Source organism: Pseudomonas sp. B23(2017), from assembly GCF_002113725.1.
Classification (GTDB): domain Bacteria; phylum Pseudomonadota; class Gammaproteobacteria; order Pseudomonadales; family Pseudomonadaceae; genus Aquipseudomonas; species Aquipseudomonas putida_Z.
Genome location: NZ_NEJM01000006.1, coordinates 232,806 through 254,749 on the forward strand (window position 1 = coordinate 232,806; position 21,944 = coordinate 254,749).

21 protein-coding genes and 1 pseudogene are annotated in these 21,944 nt (G+C 64.8%); 19 read left to right on the forward strand and 3 right to left on the reverse strand.

Features of this window, described 5'->3' with window-relative positions:
* The first annotated feature begins 266 nt into the window (after positions 1 to 266).
* The 3 genes from CAG46_RS12735 (at position 267) to CAG46_RS12745 (ending at position 2,743) form a co-directional block, all read left to right on the forward strand.
* Entirely contained in the window at positions 267 to 890 is a 624-nt protein-coding gene (locus tag CAG46_RS12735; protein ID WP_085618160.1) for a glutathione S-transferase, read from the forward strand.
* Between the two features lie 144 nt (positions 891 to 1,034).
* Positions 1,035 to 1,967 (forward strand): ABC transporter ATP-binding protein, encoded by a 933-nt coding sequence (locus tag CAG46_RS12740; RefSeq protein ID WP_046617069.1) that lies wholly within the window; start codon positions 1,035 to 1,037, stop codon positions 1,965 to 1,967.
* Positions 1,964 to 2,743 (forward strand): ABC transporter permease, encoded by a 780-nt coding sequence (locus CAG46_RS12745; RefSeq protein ID WP_003260104.1) that lies wholly within the window; start codon positions 1,964 to 1,966, stop codon positions 2,741 to 2,743. Before CAG46_RS12740 ends, CAG46_RS12745 begins: the two co-directional genes overlap by 4 nt.
* Positions 2,744 to 2,752: 9 nt before the next feature.
* Here the strand turns inward: CAG46_RS12745 and CAG46_RS12750 are convergent.
* A pseudogene (locus tag CAG46_RS12750) lies at positions 2,753 to 3,259 on the reverse strand (DUF2062 domain-containing protein); the annotation flags it as partial.
* Positions 3,260 to 3,401: 142 nt separating this feature from the next.
* On the opposite strand from CAG46_RS12750, the gene CAG46_RS12755 reads away from it, so the two are divergent.
* From CAG46_RS12755 to murB, 8 genes are all read left to right on the forward strand, one after another.
* Positions 3,402 to 5,618, forward strand: a complete 2,217-nt coding sequence (locus CAG46_RS12755) for a DNA internalization-related competence protein ComEC/Rec2 (protein ID WP_085618208.1) — start codon at positions 3,402 to 3,404, stop codon at positions 5,616 to 5,618.
* Between the two features lie 217 nt (positions 5,619 to 5,835).
* A complete protein-coding gene (locus CAG46_RS12760) occupies positions 5,836 to 6,471 on the forward strand; it encodes a MotA/TolQ/ExbB proton channel family protein (protein ID WP_016391244.1) in 636 nt (211 codons plus the stop codon).
* Positions 6,468 to 6,902, forward strand: a complete 435-nt coding sequence (locus tag CAG46_RS12765) for a biopolymer transporter ExbD (protein ID WP_025338207.1) — start codon at positions 6,468 to 6,470, stop codon at positions 6,900 to 6,902. The genes CAG46_RS12760 and CAG46_RS12765 overlap by 4 nt, the downstream gene beginning before the upstream one ends.
* Positions 6,902 to 7,903 carry a tetraacyldisaccharide 4'-kinase gene (lpxK, locus tag CAG46_RS12770; RefSeq protein ID WP_085618162.1) on the forward strand — a complete coding sequence of 334 codons (1,002 nt, stop codon included), beginning with the start codon at positions 6,902 to 6,904 and terminating at the stop codon, positions 7,901 to 7,903. The genes CAG46_RS12765 and lpxK overlap by 1 nt, the downstream gene beginning before the upstream one ends.
* 44 nt (positions 7,904 to 7,947) lie before the next feature.
* A complete protein-coding gene (locus CAG46_RS12775; RefSeq protein WP_011532874.1) occupies positions 7,948 to 8,133 on the forward strand; it encodes a Trm112 family protein in 186 nt (61 codons plus the stop codon).
* Positions 8,130 to 8,894: a 3-deoxy-manno-octulosonate cytidylyltransferase gene (kdsB, locus tag CAG46_RS12780; RefSeq protein WP_085618164.1), complete on the forward strand. Its 765-nt coding sequence runs from the start codon at positions 8,130 to 8,132 to the stop codon at positions 8,892 to 8,894. The genes CAG46_RS12775 and kdsB overlap by 4 nt, the downstream gene beginning before the upstream one ends.
* Entirely contained in the window at positions 8,894 to 9,358 is a 465-nt protein-coding gene (locus CAG46_RS12785; RefSeq protein WP_003259973.1) for a low molecular weight protein-tyrosine-phosphatase, read from the forward strand. The genes kdsB and CAG46_RS12785 overlap by 1 nt, the downstream gene beginning before the upstream one ends.
* On the forward strand, positions 9,355 to 10,374 hold the full coding sequence (gene murB / locus CAG46_RS12790; RefSeq protein ID WP_085618166.1) for a UDP-N-acetylmuramate dehydrogenase: 1,020 nt from the start codon (positions 9,355 to 9,357) through the stop codon (positions 10,372 to 10,374). Before CAG46_RS12785 ends, murB begins: the two co-directional genes overlap by 4 nt.
* Before the next feature lie 186 nt (positions 10,375 to 10,560).
* Here the strand turns inward: murB and rne are convergent, their stop codons facing one another.
* Positions 10,561 to 13,845 (reverse strand): ribonuclease E, encoded by a 3,285-nt coding sequence (gene rne, locus CAG46_RS12795; protein WP_085618168.1) that lies wholly within the window; start codon positions 13,843 to 13,845, stop codon positions 10,561 to 10,563.
* A 799-nt stretch (positions 13,846 to 14,644) separates the two neighbouring features.
* Here rne and rluC point away from each other — a divergent pair.
* From rluC to sppA, 3 genes are read left to right on the forward strand one after another with little or no spacing between them, the layout of a single operon-like run.
* Positions 14,645 to 15,601 (forward strand): 23S rRNA pseudouridine(955/2504/2580) synthase RluC, encoded by a 957-nt coding sequence (rluC, locus tag CAG46_RS12805; protein WP_025338212.1) that lies wholly within the window; start codon positions 14,645 to 14,647, stop codon positions 15,599 to 15,601.
* 3 nt (positions 15,602 to 15,604) lie between these two features.
* The gene (locus CAG46_RS12810) at positions 15,605 to 16,279 is read left to right on the forward strand and encodes an HAD family hydrolase (protein WP_025338213.1); all 675 of its coding nucleotides are present in this window, start codon (positions 15,605 to 15,607) and stop codon (positions 16,277 to 16,279) included.
* 6 nt (positions 16,280 to 16,285) lie between these two features.
* Positions 16,286 to 17,275 carry a signal peptide peptidase SppA gene (gene sppA, locus CAG46_RS12815; protein ID WP_085618170.1) on the forward strand — a complete coding sequence of 330 codons (990 nt, stop codon included), beginning with the start codon at positions 16,286 to 16,288 and terminating at the stop codon, positions 17,273 to 17,275.
* A 136-nt stretch (positions 17,276 to 17,411) separates the two neighbouring features.
* On the opposite strand, the gene CAG46_RS12820 is transcribed toward sppA, so the two are convergent.
* Complete coding sequence (locus CAG46_RS12820) at positions 17,412 to 17,990, reverse strand: nucleoside triphosphate pyrophosphatase (RefSeq protein WP_085618173.1); 579 nt, start codon at positions 17,988 to 17,990, stop codon at positions 17,412 to 17,414.
* Between the two features lie 96 nt (positions 17,991 to 18,086).
* On the opposite strand from CAG46_RS12820, the gene CAG46_RS12825 reads away from it, so the two are divergent.
* From CAG46_RS12825 to fabG, 5 genes are all read left to right on the forward strand, one after another.
* The gene (locus tag CAG46_RS12825) at positions 18,087 to 18,614 is read left to right on the forward strand and encodes a YceD family protein (RefSeq protein ID WP_012313431.1); all 528 of its coding nucleotides are present in this window, start codon (positions 18,087 to 18,089) and stop codon (positions 18,612 to 18,614) included.
* Between the two features lie 13 nt (positions 18,615 to 18,627).
* The gene (gene rpmF, locus CAG46_RS12830) at positions 18,628 to 18,810 is read left to right on the forward strand and encodes a 50S ribosomal protein L32 (RefSeq protein ID WP_003247154.1); all 183 of its coding nucleotides are present in this window, start codon (positions 18,628 to 18,630) and stop codon (positions 18,808 to 18,810) included.
* Between the two features lie 3 nt (positions 18,811 to 18,813).
* The gene (gene plsX, locus CAG46_RS12835) at positions 18,814 to 19,824 is read left to right on the forward strand and encodes a phosphate acyltransferase PlsX (RefSeq protein ID WP_075044133.1); all 1,011 of its coding nucleotides are present in this window, start codon (positions 18,814 to 18,816) and stop codon (positions 19,822 to 19,824) included.
* A 253-nt stretch (positions 19,825 to 20,077) separates the two neighbouring features.
* Complete coding sequence (fabD, locus tag CAG46_RS12840) at positions 20,078 to 21,016, forward strand: ACP S-malonyltransferase (protein WP_023661404.1); 939 nt, start codon at positions 20,078 to 20,080, stop codon at positions 21,014 to 21,016.
* 15 nt (positions 21,017 to 21,031) lie between these two features.
* The gene (gene fabG / locus CAG46_RS12845) at positions 21,032 to 21,772 is read left to right on the forward strand and encodes a 3-oxoacyl-ACP reductase FabG (protein WP_003247160.1); all 741 of its coding nucleotides are present in this window, start codon (positions 21,032 to 21,034) and stop codon (positions 21,770 to 21,772) included.
* Positions 21,773 to 21,944 lie beyond the last annotated feature (172 nt).

Below are 21,944 nucleotides of genomic sequence, written 5' to 3' on the forward strand. Positions count from 1 at the left end.
AACCAGGGGGTAAGCCGTCCCAGACAGCTTAGACGCAACGCTGCGAACGGCCGGGTCAGAACAGTGACAGGGTATGGCGGCGGGAGTTTCAGTCCGGTGTTTGCCTGTACCGGCCTCTTCGCGGGCACGCCCGCTCCCACAGGTACTGCACCACCCTGAGGCCTGGTGCGATCCCTGTGGGAGCGGGCGTGCCCGCGAAGAGGCCGGTACAGGCGACGAAAGTCTGGAGTAGACTGCACCACCTCCGCATTCATAAGGACGTTGCCATGCTGAAGATCTGGGGCCGCAAGAATTCGAGCAATGTGCGCAAGGCGCTGTGGGTCGCCCACGAGTTGGGCCTGGATTTCGAGTCGATCGACGCCGGCGGCGCCTTCGGCGTGGTCAACGAGCCGCACTACCGTGCGCGCAACCCCAACGGCCTGGTGCCGATGCTGGAAGACGGCGACCTGACCCTGTGGGAATCCAACACCATCGTTCGCTACCTGTGCGCCGAGTACGGTGCGGAGCAGGGCTGGTACCTGGACGACCCGCGTCAGCGCGCCCTGGCGGACAAGTGGATGGACTGGACCACCTCGTCCTTCGCCACGCCGTTCCGCCCACTGTTCTGGGGCCTGTTGCGCACCCCGGAAGACCAGCGCGACTGGGTGGCGATCAACGCTGCGCACAAGCAATGTGCCCAGCTGCTGGCCATTGCCGACGAAGCCCTGGCCAAACAACCGTACCTTTCCGGTGACCAGATCGGCATGGGCGACATCCCACTGGGTAGCTTCATCTATGCCTGGTTCGAAATGCCCATCGAGCGCCCGGCCATGCGTCACCTGGAGGCCTGGTACGAGCGCCTCAAGGCCCGCCCTGCGTACCAGGCAGCGGTAATGACTGCGCTGACCTGATCGAACACCACGGCTACTTCGATAGTCATTATCAATACACATGACTGTACTTGTGCGGCCAGGCCAAGCACCATTGGCCGCACTCACTGCGCCAGTGCCTTTACCTGGCGTGTCCTGCACCTTTTTCTCGGTAAGTGACCCGCTATGAGTTCCGCCCTGTCCATCCGACAGCTGACCAAGACCTACGGCAACGGCTTCCAGGCCCTCAAGGGTATCGATCTGGATGTTGCCGAAGGCGACTTCTTCGCCTTGCTCGGCCCCAACGGCGCGGGCAAGTCCACCACCATCGGCATCCTCTCCACCCTGGTCAACAAGACCAGCGGCACGGTCAACGTGTTCGGCCACGACCTGGACCGCGAGCCGTCGGCGCTCAAGCGCTGCCTGGGCGTGGTGCCGCAGGAGTTCAACTTCAACCAGTTCGAGAAAACCTTCGACATCGTCGTGACCCAGGCCGGTTACTACGGCATCCCGCCCAAGGTGGCCAAGGAGCGTGCCGAGCAGTACCTGACCCAGCTCGGCCTGTGGGACAAGCGTGACGTGCAGTCGCGTTCGCTGTCGGGGGGCATGAAGCGCCGCCTGATGATTGCCCGTGCGCTGATCCACGAGCCGCGCCTGCTGATTCTCGACGAGCCCACCGCCGGTGTGGACATCGAACTGCGCCGTTCGATGTGGAGCTTCCTCACCGAGCTGAACCAGAAGGGCATCACCATCATCCTCACCACCCACTACCTGGAAGAGGCCGAGCAGCTGTGCCGTAACATCGGCATCATCGACCACGGCACCATCGTCGAGAACACCAGCATGCGCCAGTTGCTGGGCAAGCTGCATGTCGAAACCTTCGTGCTCGACATCAAGCAGGACCTGGCCACTGCACCGGTGCTGCAGGGCTACCCGTGCCGGCTGCTGACCCCGCATACCCTGGAAGTGCAAGTGGACAAGGACATTGGCATCACTGCGCTGTTCGGCCAGCTGGCGCTGCAGAACATCGAGGTGCAGAGCCTGCGCAACAAGACCAACCGACTCGAGGAGCTGTTCGTGTCCCTGGTGGAAAAAAACCTGTCGAAGGTGGCCGTATGAGTGTGGAACTGCGCACCAACTGGGTCGCCCTGAACACCATCGTCTACCGCGAAGTGCGGCGCTTCCTGCGTATCTGGCCGCAGACCCTGCTGCCGCCGGCGATCACCATGGTCCTGTACTTCGTCATCTTCGGTAACCTGATCGGCCGGCAGATCGGCGACATGGGTGGCTTCACCTACATGGAGTACATCGTGCCGGGGCTGATCATGATGTCGGTGATCACCAACTCCTACGGCAACGTGGTGTCGAGCTTCTTCGGCAGCAAGTTCCAGCGCTCCATCGAAGAGCTGATGGTGTCGCCGGTATCGCCACACACCATCCTCGTCGGTTACGTGCTGGGTGGCGTGCTGCGTGGCCTGGCGGTGGGCGTGATCGTGACCTTCCTGTCGCTGTTCTTCACCCATCTGCAGGTGCACCACCTGGGTGTGACCGTGGTCGTGGTGCTGCTGACTGCCACCATCTTCTCGCTGCTGGGCTTCGTCAACGCGGTGTTTGCGCGTAACTTCGACGATATCTCGATCATCCCGACCTTCGTGCTGACGCCGCTGACCTACCTGGGCGGGGTGTTCTATTCGATCAACCTGCTGCCGCCGTTCTGGCAGACCGTGTCGCTGGCTAACCCGGTGCTGCACATGGTCAACTCGTTCCGCTACGGCATCCTAGGGGTGTCGGATATCAGCATTGGCACGGCGATTACCTTCATGCTGGTCGCCACCGCGGTGCTCTACCTGGTGTGCGTTCGCCTGCTGGTCAGCGGCCGCGGCATGCGTGCCTGAAGCCTTGCACCGGCATTGGCGCAGACGCCACTGCCGGCCCACCCACCAGCGCCAGTAGAGCATGGTGGTGAAGTAGCCAAGGATGCCCAGCACCACACCGCACACCACCGAGCCGAGCAGGAAGGGTTGCCACAGCGTCGACAGCTGGTCGGTTATCCACTGGAAAGTCAGCTCGTCGGGCAGGGTGCGTGGCGGTACCTGCATCAGCCAGGCGCCGGTCATGTAGGTGACGAAGAACACCGGTGGCATGGTCAGCGGGTTGGTCAGCCATACCAGGCTGACCGCGATCGGCAGGTTGCCGCGCAGCGGAATGGCCAGCGCGGCGGCCAGCAGCATCTGCGCCGGCATCGGGATCAGCGCCGCGAACAGGCCAACGCCCATGGCCCTCGCCACCGAGTGGCGGTTCAGGTGCCAGAGGTTCGGGTCATGCAGCAACTTGCCGAAAAAGCGTAAGGACTTGTGTTCCCGAATACTGGTCGGGTCCGGCATGTAGCGTTTGAAAAGTCGGCGCGGCATGTAGGCTCCCGGAGCGTTGATCCGGGCAGTATGCCCTGATTCCCGCTCAGCCTCGTTTAGAGTTTGTGACAATTGTTGAGCAAGCGCTGCCGGCAATTGGGCTATGCCTCAGAAGGTGATTTCGCTTCTGGAGCTCTACTTCATGCGCACAGGGATGTTTGCGCTCGCGCTTGGGCTGTTGTGCCTGGGCTTTTTCCCCGCATTGCCATCGGTCAGATGGCTGGTGCTGCTGGCTGTAGTCGGTGGCCTCGGCCTGTTCACCCGGCTGTGGCCGCTGGGCTTTTTTCTGTTGGGCCTGTGTTGGGCCTGCTGGTCTGCGCAGCAGGCGCTGGATGACCGCCTGGCAACCGGGCTGGATGGCCGCACCTTGTGGCTTGAGGGCCGGGTGGTCGGCCTGCCGACCCGGACTGCGCAGGGTGTGCGCTTCGAGCTGGACGCGGCCCGCTCGCGGCGGGCAGAGCTGCCGCAGCGCCTGCAACTGAGCTGGTTCGACGGCCCGCCGCTGCGCGCGGGCGAGCAGTGGCGGATGGCGGTGACCTTGCAGCGCCCGGCCGGGCTGCTCAACCCGCATGGGCCGGACCGTGAGGCGCAATTGCTGGCGCGGCGGGTCGGTGCGACCGGTACGGTCAAGGCCGGGCAGTTGCTGGCCCCGGTTGTCGGCGGCTGGCGCGACACGCTGCGCCAGCGCCTGCTGGCAGTCGAGGCCAATGGCCGGCAGGCAGCGTTGGTGGCGCTGGTGCTTGGCGACGGGGCGGGTCTGGCCCGGGAGGACTGGCAAACGTTGCAGGCCACCGGCACGGTGCACCTGCTGGTGATCTCTGGCCAGCACATCGGCCTGGTTGCCGGCTTGCTGTATGGCCTGGTTGCCGGGCTGGCGCGTTGGGGGCTGTGGCCCGCTCGGTTGCCCTGGCTGCCCTGGGCGTGTGGCCTGGCCATGGCTGCGGCACTGGCCTACGGTTGGTTGGCCGGTGGTGGTGTACCGGTGCAGCGTGCCTGCCTGATGCTGGCCGTGGTGTTGCTCTGGCGCCTGCGCTTTCGCCACCTCGGTGCGACCTTGCCGCTGCTGCTGGCGCTGGTTGCCGTGCTGCTGGTGGAGCCGTTGGCCGCGCTGCTGCCCGGGTTCTGGCTGTCGTTCGCGGCCGTGGCCACGCTTGGCTATTGCTTCAGTGCCCGCCTGGGCGGCTGGCGGCCCTGGCAGGCCTGGACGCGGGCGCAATGGGTGATTGCCATCGGTTTGTTGCCGGTGCTGCTGGCTACGGGCTTGCCCGTGAGCCTGAGTGCGCCGCTGGCCAACCTTGTTGCGGTGCCCTGGGTCAGCCTGGCAGTGCTGCCATTGGCGTTGCTGGGCACTTTGCTGCTGCCGTTGGGCGGGGTGGGGGAGGCGCTGCTCTGGCTGGCGGGTGGTCTGCTCGATGTGCTTTTCCGGCTGCTGGAAATGGTGGCGCAACAGCAGTCGGCGTGGCTGCCAGCAGTTCTGCCATTGTGGGCCTGGCTGCTGGTATGCCTGGGTACGCTGCTGGTTTTGATGCCCCGTGGCGTACCACTGCGCGGGTTGGGTGGCGTGATGCTGCTGGCGCTGTGGGTACCCCGGGAGACGGTGCCGTTCGGCCAGGTCGAGGTCTGGCAGCTGGACGTCGGCCAGGGGCTGGCGGTGCTGTTGCGCACCCGGCATCACGACCTGCTGTACGACGCCGGGCCGGCCAGGGGGGAGAGCGACCTGGGCGAGCGGGTGGTGTTGCCGACCTTGCGCAAGCTGGGGGTGGGCAGCCTGGACCTGGTGCTGGTCAGCCACGCCCATGCCGACCACGCCGGTGGTGCTGGCGCAATCATGCGTGGCCTGCCGGTCGAAAGGGTGATCGGCGGCGAAGTGCTGGATGACATGCAACTGCAGCCTTGTGTCAGTGGCGACCAGTGGACGTGGGATGGCGTGCGCTTTTCGCTGTGGCGCTGGGCTGATGGGCAGAGCAGCAATGACCGCTCCTGTGTGTTGCTGGTCGAGGCGCAGGGTGAGCGGTTGTTGCTGGCGGGAGATATGGAAGCCGGTGCCGAACGGGCCTGGCTTGCGGCCACAGAATCGCCGCGGATCGACTGGCTGCAGTCGCCGCACCATGGCAGCCGCAGTTCGTCCAGCGAGGCCTTCATCCGCGCCACGGCGCCGCGCGGGGTACTGATTTCGCGCGGGCGCAACAACAGCTTCGGGCACCCGCACGCGCAGGTGGTCGAACGTTATCGGCGGCATGGGGTGGTGATGCATGACACAGCGGAGCAGGGGGCGTTGCGGTTGGTGTTGGGAAGGCAGGGGGAGGTCGAGAGTGTGCGCCGACAGAGGCGTTTCTGGAGGGATGCGGGCGGTGGCTGAGCTGGCCCTTTCGCGGGTGAACCCGCTCCCACAGGTACTGCACTCAACCTGAGGAGGGTACAAAACCTGTGGGAGCGGGTTCACCCGCGAAAGGGCCAGTTCAGCCACCCGACAGCTCAAGGTAGAAACCGGGTAGGGCAATTCCCTGACCTCCGGCAGATGAGCCCCCGGCGCGCCTATGGTAGAGTGGCGGCCTTTTTCCGAAGGGGCGTTTACTGTGTGGGAATTGGTCAAGTCCGGTGGTTGGATGATGCTGCCGATCATTCTGAGCTCCATCGCTGCCATGGCTATCGTCGTCGAGCGCCTGTGGACCCTGCGCGCCAGCCGCGTCACCCCGCCGCACCTGCTGGGCCAGGTGTGGATGTGGATCAAGGACAAGCAACTGACCAGTGACAAGCTCAAGGCCCTGCGCGCCGATTCGCCACTGGGCGAGATCCTTGCCGCCGGTCTGGCCAACTCGCGCCATGGCCGCGAAATCATGAAGGAATGCATCGAGGAGGCCGCCTCGCGCGTCATCCACGAACTGGAGCGCTACATCAGCACCCTCGGCACCATCGCCGCCATGGCCCCGCTGCTGGGCCTGCTGGGCACCGTGCTGGGCATGATCGACATCTTCAGCGCCTTCATGGGCTCGCAGATGACCGCCAACGCCGCAGTGCTGGCCGGTGGTATCTCCAAGGCCCTGGTCACCACTGCGGCCGGCCTGATGGTCGGTATCCCGGCGGTGTTCTTCCACCGTTTCCTGCTGCGCCGCATCGACGAGCTGGTAGTCGGCATGGAACAGGAAGCGATCAAGCTGGTGGAAGTGATCCAGGGCGACCGTGAAGTGGAAGTGGCCGGAGGCAAGGCGTGAAGTTCCGGCGCAATCGCCAGCGGGAGAGCGTCGACATCAACCTGGCGTCGCTGATCGACGTGGTGTTCGTCCTGCTGCTGTTCTTCGTGGTCACCACCACCTTCACCCGCGAGACCCAGCTGCGCGTCGAGCTGCCCGAAGCCGCCAGCGCCGAGCAGGCGCCGCCCGACCAGGGCAAGCTGGTGGAAATCACCATCAGCGCCGAAGGCGTGTACTCGGTAAACAACCACCTGCTGCCCAAGAGCGACCTGGCCACCCTGAGCGAAGCGATCGAGCGTGAGTCGGGCGGCGACAACAAGCTGCCACTGGCCATCAGCGCCGACGGCAAGACCCCGCACCAGGCTGTGGTCACCGCGATGGATGCCGCCGGCAAGCTCGGTTTCAGCCAGTTGCGCATGACCACCGTCGAGGCGGCCCAGGGCACGCCTTGATGGCCTTCGCCGACCGCCTGCTCGCCGCCTGGTACGCCGGGCACCCGGCCCTGGCGCTGCTGCGCCCGCTGGAGGCGCTGTATCGCCGCGTGGTCACGCGCAAGCGGGCGCGTTTTCTCAGTGGCGAAAGTGCCAGCTACCGGGCACCGGTGCCGGTCATCGTGGTGGGCAACATCACCGTGGGCGGTACCGGCAAGACGCCGATGATCCTCTGGCTGATCGAGCACTGCCGCCAGCAGGGGCTGAAGGTGGGCGTGGTCAGCCGTGGCTATGGCGCCAAACCGCCGCAGCTACCCTGGCGCGTGCAGGCCGACCAGGCTGCCGAGCAGGCCGGCGATGAACCGCTGCTGATCGTGCAGCGCACCGGCGTGCCGCTGATGATCGACCCCGACCGCTCCCGCGCCGTGCAAGCCCTGCTGGCCAGCGAACCCCTCGACCTGATCCTGTGTGACGACGGCATGCAGCACTACCGCCTGGCCCGTGACCTGGAACTGGTGCTGATCGATGCTGCCCGCGGCCTGGGCAATGGCCGCTGCCTGCCGGCTGGGCCGTTGCGTGAGCCGGCCGAACGCCTGCACGAGGCTGACGCGGTGCTGTTCAACGGCGCCAGCGCAGACCGCGCCGATGGCTTCGGTTTCTGCCTGCAGCCGTCCGCGCTGGTCAACCTGCGTAGCGGCGAGCGCCGCGCGCTCGACCATTTCCCCGCAGGCCAACGCCTGCACGCGGTGGCCGGTATCGGCAACCCGCAACGTTTCTTCAATACCCTGCTGGGGCTAAACTGGCAGCCGGTGCCGCACCCCTTTGCCGACCATGCGCAGTTCAGCGCCCAGAGCCTGGCCTTCAGCCCGCCGCTGCCGCTGGTCATGACCGAGAAGGATGCGGTGAAATGCCGGGCCTTCGCCGCTGACGACTGGTGGTACCTGGCCGTCGAGGCGCAGCCCACGCCAGCTTTCAGCGCCTGGTTCGACAACCAGTTGCAACGCTTGCTGCACAAGCCCTGAGCCCTTTTTCAATTCCCGGCCACCTGGCCTAAAGGAAGCCTCAAATGGACACCAAACTGCTCGATATCCTGGCCTGCCCGATCACCAAGGGGCCGCTGAAGCTCAGTGCCGACAAGACCGAGCTGATCAGCAAGGGCGCCGGCTTGGCCTACCCGATCCGCGACGGCATCCCGGTCATGCTGGAAAGCGAGGCGCGCACCCTGACTGATGAAGAGCGTCTGGACAAATGAGCCTGGATTTCACCGTGGTGATCCCCGCCCGGCTGCGCTCCACGCGCCTGCCGGGCAAGCCATTGCTGCCGATCGCCGGCAAGCCGATGGTGCAGCATGTGTGGGAACAGGCCCGCAAGAGCGGCGCCAGCCGCGTGGTCATCGCCACCGACGACGCCAGCATCGTAGAGGCCTGCAAGGCCTTCGGCGCCGAAGTATTGCTGACCCGTGCCGACCATGAGTCCGGCACCGACCGCCTGGCCGAAGTGGCCGCGCACCTCGGGCTGCCGGCCGATGCCATCGTGGTCAACGTGCAGGGCGACGAGCCGCTGATCCCGCCGGTGATCATCGACCAGGTGGCAGCCAACCTGGCGGCGCATCCGGAAGCCGGCATCGCCACCCTGGCCGAGCCGATCCATGAGCCGGAAACCGTGTTCAACCCCAACGCGGTCAAGGTAATCAGCGACAAGAACGGCCTGGCCCTGACCTTCAGCCGTGCGCCGCTGCCCTGGGCCCGCGATGCTTTTGCCAAGGGCCGCAACCTGTTGCCAGAAGGCGTGCCGTATCGCCGCCACATCGGCATGTACGCCTACCGCGTCGGCTTCCTGCAGGACTTCGTCAGCTGGGGCCCGTGCTGGCTCGAGCAGACCGAAGCGCTGGAGCAGCTGCGTGCCCTGTGGCATGGCGTACGCATCCACGTCGAAGACGCCATCGAGGCGCCTGCCGTGGGCGTGGATACCCCTGAAGACCTGGAGCGCGTACGGCGCTTGCTGGAGGCCTGATGCGCGTCCTGTTCGTCTGCCTCGGCAATATCTGTCGCTCGCCCACCGCTGAAGGCGTGCTGCGCCATCAATTGCAGGCTGCCGGGCTTGCCGACCGGGTGCATGTGGCCTCGGCCGGCACCGGCGACTGGCACGTCGGCAAGGCGCCTGACAGCCGTACCTGCAAGGCAGCGCTGGCGCGTGGCTATGACCTGTCGCAGCAACGCGCTCAGCAGGTCAAGGCGGCGCACTTTGCCGAATATGACCTGATCCTGGCCATGGACGAGAGCAACCTCGGCCATTTGCGTGCGATGCGCCCGCACACGGCAGTGGGGGAGCTCGACCTGTTCCTGCGCCGCTATGGCGCAGCACTGGATGAAGTGCCAGACCCGTACTACGGCGGCGCCGATGGCTTCGAGCAGGTGCTCGACCTGGTTGAAGCGGCGTGCCAGGCGCTGGTCCTGGAAATCAAGGGGCGGCTATGACAGTGCAGTGGCAGGAGCAGGTATCGCTCAAGCCGTACAACACCTTTGGCATCGACGTGAAGGCGCGGTATTTCACCCAGGCACATGATGACCAGGAGGTGCGCCAGGCGATGTCCCAGGCGCAGCAAGGCCGCGTGCCGGTGCTGGTGATTGGCGGTGGCAGCAACCTGCTGCTGACTCGCGATATCGATGCGCTGGTGCTGCATATGGCCAGCCGTGGCCGGCGCGTGCTCAGCGACGATGGCGAACGTATCGTGGTCGAAGCCGAGGCCGGTGAGCCATGGCACCCGTTTGTGCAGTGGACACTGGCGCAGGGGTATTGCGGGCTGGAGAACCTCAGCCTGATCCCCGGCACCGTGGGCGCCGCGCCGATGCAAAACGTGGGCGCCTATGGCGTGGAAATCAAGGACGTGTTCGTCGGCCTGACCGCCCTGGACCGCGAGACCGGCGAGTTGCGTGACTTCGGCCTGGCTGAATGTGCCTTCGGGTATCGCGACAGCCTGTTCAAGCGCAACCCTGGGCGTTGGTTGATCCTGCGTGTGCGTTTTGCCTTGAGCCGTACGCTGCAGGCCCACCTGGACTATGGCCCGGTGCGCCAGCGCCTGGCAGAGCAGGGCGTGACCGAGCCGACCGCGCAGGCGATCAGCGAGGCGATCTGCAGCATTCGCCGCGAGAAGCTGCCAGACCCGGCAGAGCTGGGTAATGCCGGGAGCTTCTTCAAGAACCCGGTGGTCTCGGCGGAACTGGTCGAGCGTATCCGTGCGCAGTACCCGGGAGTGGTGGCGTATCCCCAGGCTGATGGCCAAGTGAAGCTGGCGGCAGGCTGGCTGATCGAACAGGCAGGCTGGAAGGGCCATCGCGAGGGGGATGCCGGGGTGCATCGTTTGCAGTCGCTGGTGCTGGTCAACTACGGCCAGGCGAGCGGGGCGCAGATGCATGCGCTGGCGCGGCGGATCCAGGCCGATATCCTCGAGCGGTTCGGGGTCGAGCTGGAGATGGAGCCTAACCTCTACTGATTCAGTGCCTGGGCTGGCCCTTTCGCGGCTAAAGCCGCTCCCACAGGGACCTCACAGGGCCTGAGGGTAGTGGGGCCCCTGTGGGAGCGGGTTTACCCGCGAAGAGGCCGGTACAGGAAAAACGTCCAGCCAAGAAAAAGCCCCGCCAGTACGCACTGGCGGGGCTTTTTCATTCAGCCTTGGCTATCAACCGTGATGAGGCTTTTGCTCATCAGTGGCTTCCAGGGCTGGCTCCTCGGTGGCTGCAGCAGCTTCCTGTGCGGCTTTGGCGGCAGCCTCGGCCTCACGCTTGCGGCGACGCACTTCACGCGGGTCGTTCGGCGCACGGCCGTTGGCCAGCATGATAGTGGCAGGTTCCACCGCCGCAGGGGCTTCGACCGGTGCAGGCTCGACGGCCACTGGGGCAGGCTCGGCCACCACTTCTGGCTGGGCTTCGACAACCGGAGCGGCTTCGACCACGGCCGGGGCCTGCTCGATTTCACCGGCCTCGACGGCAGGCGCTTCTACCGGTGCTTCGGCAACTACTACCGGTTCGGCAGCAGGTGCTTCGTCTACCACTGGCTGCGGAGCGACTTCGACCACTGGCTCGGCAGTTGCCTCGACCACGGCCACAGGCTCGCTGACCGGCTGCTCGACCACCGGGGCCACAGCCACTTCTTCAGCCTCGGCAGCAGCTTCGACCTGCTCGACCTTCTCGGCCTGCTCGACCGGCTGGGCGACTTCGCTATTGTCGGTTTCCGCTACGGCGGCGACTTCGGCGGTGGCAAGCTCGGCCTGCTGGTTGGCCTGGGCTTCGGCGTCGGCACTGATGTTGCTGCTGGCGACAGCGGCAGTCACGGCCAGGCCGGCAGCCAGCTCGGCACCCAGCTCGGTGGCCTGGTGCGGTTGTGGCTGCTCTTCGCCGCCTTCTTCCTCGCTGCCATCGATCAGCTCGCCGTTGGCGTTGCGTTGACGCTCACGGCGGTTGCTGCGACGACGCTGGCCACGGGAACGGCGGCGCGGGCGCTCGCCATCGGTGCCTTCCTGTTCGTCCTGCAGCAGCTCTTCGTTCGGCAGTTGCTCTTCGGCCAGCTCGGCAGCCTGCTCGGCGGCTTCTTCGGCTACGCGTGGCTGACGCTCTTCGCGTGGTGGGCGAGGGGCACGTTCTTCGCGTGGAGCACGTTCTTCACGAGGTGCGCGTTCTTCACGTGGAGCACGCTCCTCGCGTGGGGCGCGTTCTTCACGTGGAGCACGCTCCTCGCGTGGGGCGCGTTCTTCACGTGGCGCACGCTCCTCACGTGGGGCGCGTTCCTCGCGAGGTGCACGCTCTTCACGCGGGGCACGTTCTTCGCGTGGGGCACGTTCTTCACGGGCTACACGCTCCTCGCGCGGCTGACGTTCCTCACGCTCGGCAGGGGTAGCGTCCAGTGGCTCACGCAGTTCGCGCACGCGCTCTTCGCCACGGTTGCCACGGCGGTCTTCGCGTGGCTGGCGTGGAGCACGTTCTTCACGCGGTGCACGCTCTTCGCGTGGGGCGCGTTCTTCACGTGGTGCACGCTCTTCGCGTGGGGCACGTTCTTCACGAGGAGCACGTTCTTCACGAGGTGCGCGCTCGGCACGCTCTTCACGCGGCTTGCGCTCTTCGTCGCGGCGGCCGTTGCGGTTGCGGCTCTGCTGGCGGCCGTTGCGGCGTTCTTCGTTGCGTGGGCTGCGCTCGGCGGCCGGCTTCTCGGCGGCAGTGACAACCGGCGCTGCGGCAGGCTCTTCCTTGCCGGCGAACAGGCTTACCAGCGATTTCACCAGGCCCTTGAACAGGCTTGGCTCCGGGGCGACCGGGGCAGGGGCGACCGGTGCGGCAGGCTGCGGCTCTTCGACAGTGGCCGGGACCGGCGCGTTGGCGCGGGCCGGGGCGGTCTTGACCGCGGCTTCCTGGCGAACCAGGGTGCGAGTGGCGGTCGGCTGCGGCGCTTCTTCGGCTTCGGCGGCGGCGATCTCGTAGCTGGACTGGTTGCTCAGCACTTCCGGGTTGTCGTCGCGCAGGCGCTGGACTTCGAAGTGCGGGGTTTCCAGGTGATCGTTCGGCAGGATGATGATGCGCGCACGGGTACGCAGTTCGATCTTGGTGATCGAGTTGCGTTTCTCGTTGAGCAGGAAGGCAGCCACCGGGATCGGCACCTGGGCGCGAACTTCGGCGGTGCGGTCCTTCAGGGCCTCTTCTTCGATCAGGCGCAGGATGGCCAGCGACAGCGATTCGACGTCACGGATGATGCCGGTGCCGGAGCAGCGCGGGCAGACGATGCCGCTGCTTTCGCCCAGCGAAGGGCGCAGGCGCTGACGGGACATTTCCAGCAGGCCGAAGCGCGAGATGCGGCCGACCTGGACGCGGGCGCGGTCGGCTTCCAGGCACTCGCGAACACGCTCTTCGACGGCGCGCTGGTTTTTCGCCGGGGTCATGTCGATGAAGTCGATGACGATCAGGCCACCGATGTCACGCAGGCGCAGCTGGCGGGCGATTTCCTCGGCCGCTTCCAGGTTGGTCTGCAGGGCGGTTTCTTCGATGTCGCTGCCTTTGGTGGCGCGCGCCGAGTTGATGTCGATGGACACCAGGGCTTCGGTCGGGTCGATCACGATCGAACCGCCGGACGGCAGGTCGACCACGCGCTGGAAGGCGGTCTCGATCTGGCTTTCGATCTGGAAGCGGTTGAACAGCGGCACGCTGTCTTCGTACAGCTTCACCTTGCTGGCGTACTGCGGCATCACCTGGCGGATGAAGGTCAGGGCTTCTTCCTGGGCATCGATGCTGTCGATCAGCACTTCGCCGATGTCCTGGCGCAGGTAGTCGCGGATGGCGCGGATGATGACGTTGCTTTCCTGGTAGATCAGGAATGGCGCGGCGCGGTCCTGGGACGCTTCCTTGATGGCGGTCCACAGTTGCAGCAGGTAGTCGAGGTCCCACTGCATTTCTTCGCTGCTGCGGCCGAGGCCGGCAGTGCGCACGATCAGGCCCATGTCGCCCGGCACGGTCAGGCCGTTCAGGGCTTCACGCAGTTCGTTGCGCTCTTCGCCTTCGATGCGGCGGGAGATGCCACCGGCGCGCGGGTTGTTCGGCATCAGCACCAGGTAGCGGCCGGCCAGGCTGATGAAGGTGGTGAGGGCGGCGCCTTTGTTGCCACGCTCTTCCTTCTCGACCTGGACGATGACTTCCTGGCCTTCGCTCAGTACTTCCTTGATGTTGACCCGCCCTTCGGGGGCTTTCTTGAAGTATTCGCGGGAGATTTCTTTCAGCGGCAGGAAGCCGTGACGTTCGGAGCCGAAGTCGACGAAGGCGGCTTCGAGGCTGGGTTCGATGCGGGTGATCTTGCCTTTGTAGATGTTGGCCTTTTTCTGCTCGCGCGCGCCGGACTCGATGTCCAGGTCGTAGAGACGTTGGCCGTCCACCAGGGCTACACGCAACTCTTCGGGTTGAGTCGCGTTAATCAGCATTCTTTTCATGTTGTACCGTCGGTTTCCGGGCTGCCGGAAACGGCGTTCGGCACACACGACGTCTCATGGTCGGTGCCAAGGTGCGCAAAGGGTGGCCGGGCCACCCCCGTGTCGAGCGACGTTCGGCACCAGCCGGTTGCCCAGCCTGCCGTTGTCGCGACGACGCGTCCTGTTTGCTGCGGTGCCAACAAGGCCCCGGTGGCTTCGAATTGGAATCCGAATCAACCAAGCGGGCCTTGTGCACTCAGTCAGGAGGAGGAATCAACCGTCAGCCGTGGACGCCCGGGGGCATCTGTTCAGGACCTTATCCGCTCGCCAGCCGTTCAGTGGGCTGGTGGGCCGGACGCGGTGCTACACGGTCCGAGGGCTGTGCATCTCCACCCTGCACGTATCCCTGATAATTCGGGTGCTGCCGCGCGCTGAATCCGCAACGGGTTGCATTTTTCGCCAGCGCAGGTTCTGCGCTGGCGCCATTCATGTCCAAGGCAGGTATTTCCGAAGCATTCGCCGGGCGTTGCGTGGAAGCGACGGGGCGGGCAGAGGTGCAGCGAAAAGAATCGGGTAAGCAGGTGAAACACCGCACTTGTCGTTTTTTTTCGGTCTTCTCTACACAGCGCTGGTGGCGATTCCAGGCAATTCGGTAAACTGGCGAAAACCCCGTAGGACGGCCTCGCGTCCTGGAGAATTGCGTTGGTCAGGGACCGGCTAGGAGCCTGGTGCCGCTGGCCTGCCGCTTTTGGCGGCGTTCGCGACTATAGCAGCAATGATTAAGTGCTTCAATTCCATAAAAAATTGTTATGATCCCGCCATGACGACCAATACCCCTCCGACTTCCGGCGTTCAGCTGATCGAAGTCGCGCCGGAGCTTGCCGGCCAACGCATCGACAATTTCCTCATCACGGCCCTCAAGGGCGTGCCCAAGACCCTGGTGTACCGCATCCTGCGCAAGGGTGAAGTACGGGTCAACAAGGGGCGCGTCAAGCCGGAGTACAAGATCCAGGCCGGCGACATCGTGCGGGTACCGCCCGTCCGCCTGCCGGAACGTGACGAGCCGGCGCCGGTAGCCCAGGGCCTGTTGCAGCGCCTGGAAGCGGCCATCGTCTACGAAGACAAGGCGCTGATCGTGATGAACAAGCCGGCCGGCATCGCCGTGCATGGCGGCAGCGGCCTGAGCTTCGGCGTGATCGAGGCGCTGCGCCAGCTGCGCCCGGACGCCAAGGAACTGGAGCTGGTGCACCGCCTGGACCGCGATACCTCCGGCCTGCTGATGATCGCCAAGAAGCGCAGCATGCTGCGCCACCTGCACGCCGCGCTGCGCGGCGACGGTGTCGACAAGCGCTACATGGCGCTGGTGCGCGGCCACTGGCCGACCTCGAAGAAGCAGGTCAACGCGCCGTTGCTCAAAAGCAACCTGCGCTCCGGCGAGCGCATGGTCGAGGTGAACGACGAGGGCAAGGAGGCGCTGACCCTGTTCCGCGTGCTGCGCCGCTTCGGCGAGTTCGCCACCATTGTCGAGGCGCGCCCGATCACCGGCCGTACCCACCAGATCCGTGTGCACACCCTGCATGCCGGGCATATGATTGCTGGCGACAGCAAGTACGGCGACGAAGACTTCAGTCGTGAAATTCGCGACTTGGGCGGCAAGCGCCTGTTCCTGCATGCCTACGCACTGACCGTGCCGCTGCCAGACGGTGGCGAGCTGAAGCTCGAGGCGCCAGTGGATGAAGTCTGGGCGAAAACCGTTGAACGTCTGAGTGCGTCCTGACCTATGAAAAAAGGCTATGAGCTACTGATCTTCGACTGGGACGGCACGCTGGCCGACTCGATCGGGCGTATCGTCGAGGCCATGAACGCCGCTGCCGAGCGTGCCGGTGAGGCACAAAGCAGCGAGGACGCGGTCAAGGGCATCATCGGCCTGGCCCTGGGCGAGGCGATCCACACCCTGTACCCGCACCTGGCGCCTGCTCAGGTCGAAAGCTTCCGTCAGCACTATGCCGATATCTACATGGCCCTGGACCAGCAGCCCTCGCCGCTGTTCGAGGGTGTGGTCGAGTCGCTGGATGCCTTCCGTGCCGAGGGGTACCGCCTGGCGGTGGCCACCGGCAAGGCGCGTCGCGGGCTGGACCGGGTGCTCAAGGCCAATGGCTGGGAGCAGTTCTTCGACATCACTCGCGCCGCCGACGAGACTCGCGGCAAGCCGCACCCGCTGATGCTCGAGGAAATTCTCGGCCATTGCGGTGTCGAACCGGGGCGTGCGCTGATGGTTGGCGATTCGGCATTCGACCTGCAGATGGCCAGCAATGCCGGCATGCACTCGGTGGCCGTGGGCTATGGTGCCATGTCGCTGCAGGCGCTGGCCGAGTTTGGTCCGCAGGTGTGCATCGATCATTTTTCCCAGTTGCGTGAGTGGCTGGGTGGTTCCGCAATTCCATTTCCAAGGTAGGTAAGCATGGCAGACGAATGGAAAGCCCCCGAGGCCGAACCCGAGGAGCGCGAAGAGCGCAAGAGCTGGAAGCTGCTGGAAAAGACCCTGCTGGCAGGCGTTCAGGAGCAGCGCCGGGCGCGACGCTGGGGGATCTTCTTCAAGTTGCTGGCCTTCGTCTACCTGTTCGGCATCCTGATCCTGTTCACACCGTTGATGGACATGGACAAGGCCGCGTCGCGCAGCGTCAGCCATACCGCGCTGGTCGAGGTGCGCGGGGTGATTGCCGACCAGGAGCCGGCCAGCGCCGACAATATCGTCAAGAGCCTGCGTGAGGCGTTCAAGGACAGCAAGACCAAGGCTGTGGTGATGCGTATCAACAGCCCGGGAGGCAGCCCGGTGCAGTCGGGTTACGTGTATGACGAAATCCGCCGTCTGCGGGCCGAATACCCGGCCATCAAGCTGTATGCGGTCATCGCCGACCTAGGTGCTTCCGGTGCCTACTACATCGCCAGTGCGGCGGACGAGATCTATGCCGACAAGGCCAGCCTGGTGGGCTCGATTGGTGTGACGGCGGCCGGTTATGGCTTTGTCGGCACCATGGAGAAGCTGGGTGTGGAGCGGCGTACCTACACTGCAGGCGAGCACAAGGCCTTCCTTGATCCGTTCTCGCCGCAGAAGCCGGAAGAGACCGAGTTCTGGCAGGGCGTGCTGAATACCACGCACCAGCAGTTCATTGCCATGGTCAAGCAGGGGCGGGGCGAACGCCTGAAGGACAAGGAGCATCCGGAGCTGTTCAGTGGCCTGGTCTGGTCGGGCGAGCAGGCCAAGGAGTTGGGCCTGGTGGACGGGCTGGGCAGTGCCAGCTATGTGGCGCGCGAGATCGTGGGCGAGAAGGAGCTGGTGGACTTCACCGTGCAGGAGTCGGCGCTCGATCGCTTCTCCAAGCGCGTTGGGGCCAGCGTGGCTGAGCGCCTGGCGATGTGGATGGGCTTCCAGGGGCCGCAGTTGCGCTGATCCGGGATTGCCGGGTGCGCTTTGCGCCCCTTCGCGGGCACGCCCGCTCCCACGGGGATCGCGCAAAACCCGCAGGTTGCGACACGCCTGTGGGAGCGGGCGTGCCCGCGAAGGGCCGCAGCGCGGCCCCAAAATCTCAGGGAATCACCACTCCTTCCCTGGTCAACATATCCACCAATCTAATCAGTGGCAGCCCGATCAGGCTGGTCGCATCGCACCCGTGCGTGCTTTGGAACAGACTCACTCCCATTCCCTCGGCCTTGAAGCTGCCGGCGCAGTCCAGCGGCTGTTCCGCCGCTACATAGCGTTCCACTCGCTCCCGGTCCAGTTCGCGCAGGGTCACGGTAAACGGCACGCAGTCCAACTGGCAGTGCCCGGTGGCGCTGTTCAGCAATGCCAGTCCGGTCAGGAAGCTCACCTGCTGCCCGCTGCACTCCAGCAACTGCTCGCAGGCCCGCTCGAAGGTGTGCGGCTTGCCCAGTATCTGCTCGCCCAGCACCGCAACCTGGTCCGAACCGATGATCAGGTGCCCGGGGTGGCTGCCCGCCAGGGCCTCGGCTTTTTGCCTGGCCAGCCGGCGCACCAGCTCCACCGCCGGTTCGTCATCCAGGCGCCGCTCGTCTATATCGGGGCTTGCCCAGGTGAAGGGCAGGCGCAGGCGCGCAAGCAGTTCGCGGCGATAGGCAGAGCTGGAAGCCAGTAACAGAGGAAGCATGGTAGACTCCTGAATCAGTTGAACAAATTCTATCACGCACGATGCCGCCGAATTTCCTTTGACAGGGGCGGGGGGCATCCCTAGAATGCTGCGCCTATGTTGAATGACCCGATTCCACCTCACGTTGACCCGCGCAAATTAGCCGATCGTGGCGTAACCCTTAACGGTTCGCTGCAACTCGCTGATTTGGAAAGACTCTGCGACCCGCTTTCCGACAATGTCGGTACGGTGCAGGCGAAGTTCGATTTTGAACGAGATGAACAGCACGTGGTGGTTATCCACAGCGAGCTGGACGTCGAAGTCAAGATGGTTTGCCAGCGTTGTCTTGAGCTGGTCACCCTGCCGATCCACAGCGAATGTACATACGCCGTGGTGAAGGAGGGTGCGAATACCCAGTCGTTGCCGAAAGGCTATGACGTGCTGGAACTGGGCGAAGATCCTTTGGATCTGCAGGCATTGATCGAGGAGGAGCTTCTGCTCGCCTTGCCAATCGTGCCTGCTCATCATCCGGAAGAATGCCAGCAGCCGGCGGGCGCAGACGAGCCCGAATCGAGCAAGGACGAGGTATCGCGGTCCAACCCGTTCAGTGTTTTGGCGCAGTTAAAGCGTGACCCAAACGTTTAGGAGTTAATCAATTATGGCTGTTCAGCAGAACAAAAAATCCCGCTCTGCCCGTGACATGCGCCGTTCGCACGACGCCCTGTCGGAAAACGCGCTGTCGGTAGAGAAAACCACCGGTGAAGTACACCTGCGTCACCACGTATCGCCAGAAGGCGTATACCGTGGTCGCAAAGTGGTCGACAAGGGCGCTGACGAGTAATCCTTGTCCGCTCAGATCATCGCGATCGACGCAATGGGCGGGGACTTCGGTCCCCGCAGCATTGTCCAGGCTAGCATTGCCTGCCTTTCGGCTACCCCCTCGCTGCACCTGACCCTCGTCGGTCAACCCTCCCTCCTTGAAGATCTTGTCAGCGGCCTTGCGGCTGCGGATCGCGCGCGCCTGCAAATCGTGGCCGCCAGCGAGGTGGTCGGCATGGACGAGCGGCCATCCCAGGCGCTGCGCGGCAAGCCGGACTCGTCGATGCGCATCGCCCTTGAACTGGTGCGCGACGGCAAGGCCCAGGCCTGCGTCAGCGCCGGCAATACCGGGGCGCTGATGGCGCTCTCGCGTTTCGTGCTCAAGACACTGCCGGGTATCGACCGGCCGGCCATGGTGGCGGCGATCCCGACCCAGACCGGGTACTGCCAGTTGCTCGACCTTGGCGCCAACGTCGACTGCAGCGCCGAGAACCTCTACCAGTTCGCCGTGATGGGCTCGGTGGCCGCCCAGGCCCTGGGTGTGCAGCGGCCGCGCGTGGCGCTGCTTAACATCGGTACCGAAGACATCAAGGGCAACCAGCAGGTCAAACTGGCGGCCAGCTTGTTGCAGAACGCCCGCGGGCTCAACTACATAGGCTTCGTCGAAGGTGACGGGTTGTATCGTGGCGAAGCCGATGTGGTGGTGTGTGACGGGTTCGTCGGCAACATCCTGCTCAAGTCGAGTGAGGGGCTGGCGACGATGATCGGCGCGCGCATCGAGCAGTTGTTCAAGGGTGGCGTGTTGTCGCGGGCAGCCGGGGCCGTGGCCATGCCGCTGCTCAAGCGCCTGCAGGCCGACCTGGCACCGGCGCGGCACAATGGCGCGAGTTTCCTGGGGTTGCAGGGCATCGTCATCAAGAGCCATGGCTCGGCGGGGGTGCAGGGCTTCCAGAGTGCCATCCAGCGGGCGTTGATCGAGATCCAGGAAAACCTGCCGCAGCGCTTGCATGGGCGGCTCGAGGACCTGCTGTTGTAGCCTGTGCCGGCCCCTTCGCGGGTAAACCCGCTCCCACAGGTGCTCCACAACCTTCAGGTCTGTGGTAACCCTGTGGGAGCGGGTTTACCCGCGAAAGGGCCGGTGCTGAAGGAATAAAGACCTTAGGCATATCGCCGCTGAAGTGCTTAAATGTGACCGCTTGGTCTGGGTATCCATCCAAGCTTTCAGATTCCGCGCCTGGCCCAAAGCCCGGCGCACCCTATCCGACGACAAGATCATAAGGGCTTGTTCAATGTCTGCATCTCTCGCATTCGTCTTTCCCGGTCAAGGTTCCCAGTCGCTGGGCATGCTCGCCGAGCTCGGCGCCGAGAAGCCAGTGATCATCGAAACCTTCAAGGAAGCGTCCGAGGCACTCGGTTACGACCTGTGGAAGCTGGTCCAGGAAGGCCCGGAAGAACAACTCAACCAGACCGACAAGACCCAGCCGGCCATCCTCACCGCGTCCATCGCGCTGTGGCGCCTGTGGCTGGAAGAGGGCGGTGCCAGGCCGGCCTTCGTCTCTGGCCACAGCCTGGGTGAATACAGCGCCCTGGTTGCCGCCGGCAGCCTGAGCCTGAAAGATGCCGTGCGCCTGGTCGAGCGCCGGGGTCAGCTGATGCAGGAAGCCGTGCCGGCCGGTCATGGCGCCATGGCCGCCATTCTCGGCCTGGATGACGCCGTGGTCGTGGAAATCTGCGCCGAAGCGGCCGAAGACCAGGTGGTCAGCGCGGTCAACTTCAACTCGCCAGGCCAGGTGGTCATCGCCGGCAACAAGGCCGCCGTCGATCGCGCCATCGAGCTGTGCAAGGCCAAGGGTGCCAAGCGCGCCCTGCCGCTGGCGGTCAGCGTGCCGTCGCACTGCGCGCTGATGAAGCCGGCTGCCGAGCGCTTTGCCGAGTCGGTCAATGCCATCGAGTGGCACGCCCCGCAAATTCCGGTGGTGCAGAACGTCACCGCTGCCGTTGCCGCTGACCTCGATGCCCTCAAGCACGACCTGCTGGCGCAGCTGTACCAGCCAGTGCGCTGGGTCGAATGCGTGCAGACCCTGGCCGCCAACGGTGCGGTCAACCTGGTCGAGTGCGGCCCGGGCAAGGTCCTGGCCGGCCTGAACAAGCGTTGCGCCGATGGCGTGACCACCTACAACCTCAATACCCCTGACGCCGTCGCCGCCACCCGCGCGGCACTGGCCTGATTTGGAGAAGCTTGCATGAGCCTGCAAGGTAAAGTTGCACTGGTCACCGGCGCCAGCCGTGGCATTGGCCAGGCCATCGCCCTCGAGCTGGGCCGCCAGGGCGCGACCGTGATCGGCACCGCCACTTCGGCCTCCGGCGCCGAGCGCATTGCTGCCACCCTGAAAGAACACGGCATCACCGGTACCGGCATGGAACTGAACGTGACCAGCGCCGAATCGGTTGAAGCTGTGCTGGCCGCCATCGGCGAGCAGTTCGGCGCACCGGCCATCCTGGTCAACAACGCCGGTATCACCCGTGACAACCTCATGCTGCGCATGAAGGACGACGAGTGGTTCGACGTGATCGATACCAACCTGAACAGCCTCTACCGTCTGTCCAAGGGCGTGCTGCGTGGCATGACCAAGGCACGTTGGGGCCGTATCATCAGCATCGGCTCGGTCGTCGGTGCCATGGGCAACGCCGGTCAGGCCAACTACGCGGCCGCCAAGGCCGGCCTGGAAGGCTTCAGCCGCGCCCTGGCGCGTGAAGTGGGCTCGCGTGGCATCACCGTCAACTCGGTGACCCCAGGCTTCATCGACACCGACATGACCCGCGAGCTGCCAGAAGCGCAGCGCGAAGCCCTGCAGACCCAGATCCCGCTGGGCCGCCTGGGCCAGGCCGACGAAATCGCCAAGGTGGTTTCGTTCCTGGCATCCGACGGCGCAGCCTACGTAACCGGCGCCACCGTGCCGGTCAACGGCGGGATGTACATGTAACACTGCAACTCAATGTGACGGATTTCGTAAAAAAAGAGTCATACTGCGAGCCTAAAATCCGTTATAAAGCTGCAACCAGATTCCAGGCAGCGGGTGTGGTGACTGGTGTGAAGGTGCGTTTAGCTTGAAAAGCGAACGTCTTTCTATAAAATTAGCCACCGGCCAGCTGCCT

What these genes read in the sequence shown, in the direction of transcription:
- CAG46_RS12735 (WP_085618160.1), top strand. Translation starts at nt 267, where the DNA reads ATGCTGAAGATCTGGGGCCGCAAGAATTCGAGCAATGTGCGCAAGGCG.
- CAG46_RS12740 (WP_046617069.1), top strand. Translation starts at nt 1,035, where the DNA reads ATGAGTTCCGCCCTGTCCATCCGACAGCTGACCAAGACCTACGGCAAC.
- CAG46_RS12745 (WP_003260104.1), top strand. Translation starts at nt 1,964, where the DNA reads ATGAGTGTGGAACTGCGCACCAACTGGGTCGCCCTGAACACCATCGTC.
- CAG46_RS12755 (WP_085618208.1), top strand. Translation starts at nt 3,402, where the DNA reads ATGCGCACAGGGATGTTTGCGCTCGCGCTTGGGCTGTTGTGCCTGGGC.
- lpxK (WP_085618162.1), top strand. Translation starts at nt 6,902, where the DNA reads ATGGCCTTCGCCGACCGCCTGCTCGCCGCCTGGTACGCCGGGCACCCG.
- CAG46_RS12775 (WP_011532874.1), top strand. Translation starts at nt 7,948, where the DNA reads ATGGACACCAAACTGCTCGATATCCTGGCCTGCCCGATCACCAAGGGG.
- kdsB (WP_085618164.1), top strand. Translation starts at nt 8,130, where the DNA reads ATGAGCCTGGATTTCACCGTGGTGATCCCCGCCCGGCTGCGCTCCACG.
- CAG46_RS12785 (WP_003259973.1), top strand. Translation starts at nt 8,894, where the DNA reads ATGCGCGTCCTGTTCGTCTGCCTCGGCAATATCTGTCGCTCGCCCACC.
- murB (WP_085618166.1), top strand. Translation starts at nt 9,355, where the DNA reads ATGACAGTGCAGTGGCAGGAGCAGGTATCGCTCAAGCCGTACAACACC.
- rne (WP_085618168.1), bottom strand. Translation starts at nt 13,845, where the DNA reads ATGAAAAGAATGCTGATTAACGCGACTCAACCCGAAGAGTTGCGTGTA.
- rluC (WP_025338212.1), top strand. Translation starts at nt 14,645, where the DNA reads ATGACGACCAATACCCCTCCGACTTCCGGCGTTCAGCTGATCGAAGTC.
- CAG46_RS12810 (WP_025338213.1), top strand. Translation starts at nt 15,605, where the DNA reads ATGAAAAAAGGCTATGAGCTACTGATCTTCGACTGGGACGGCACGCTG.
- sppA (WP_085618170.1), top strand. Translation starts at nt 16,286, where the DNA reads ATGGCAGACGAATGGAAAGCCCCCGAGGCCGAACCCGAGGAGCGCGAA.
- CAG46_RS12820 (WP_085618173.1), bottom strand. Translation starts at nt 17,990, where the DNA reads ATGCTTCCTCTGTTACTGGCTTCCAGCTCTGCCTATCGCCGCGAACTG.
- CAG46_RS12825 (WP_012313431.1), top strand. Translation starts at nt 18,087, where the DNA reads ATGTTGAATGACCCGATTCCACCTCACGTTGACCCGCGCAAATTAGCC.
- rpmF (WP_003247154.1), top strand. Translation starts at nt 18,628, where the DNA reads ATGGCTGTTCAGCAGAACAAAAAATCCCGCTCTGCCCGTGACATGCGC.
- fabD (WP_023661404.1), top strand. Translation starts at nt 20,078, where the DNA reads ATGTCTGCATCTCTCGCATTCGTCTTTCCCGGTCAAGGTTCCCAGTCG.
- fabG (WP_003247160.1), top strand. Translation starts at nt 21,032, where the DNA reads ATGAGCCTGCAAGGTAAAGTTGCACTGGTCACCGGCGCCAGCCGTGGC.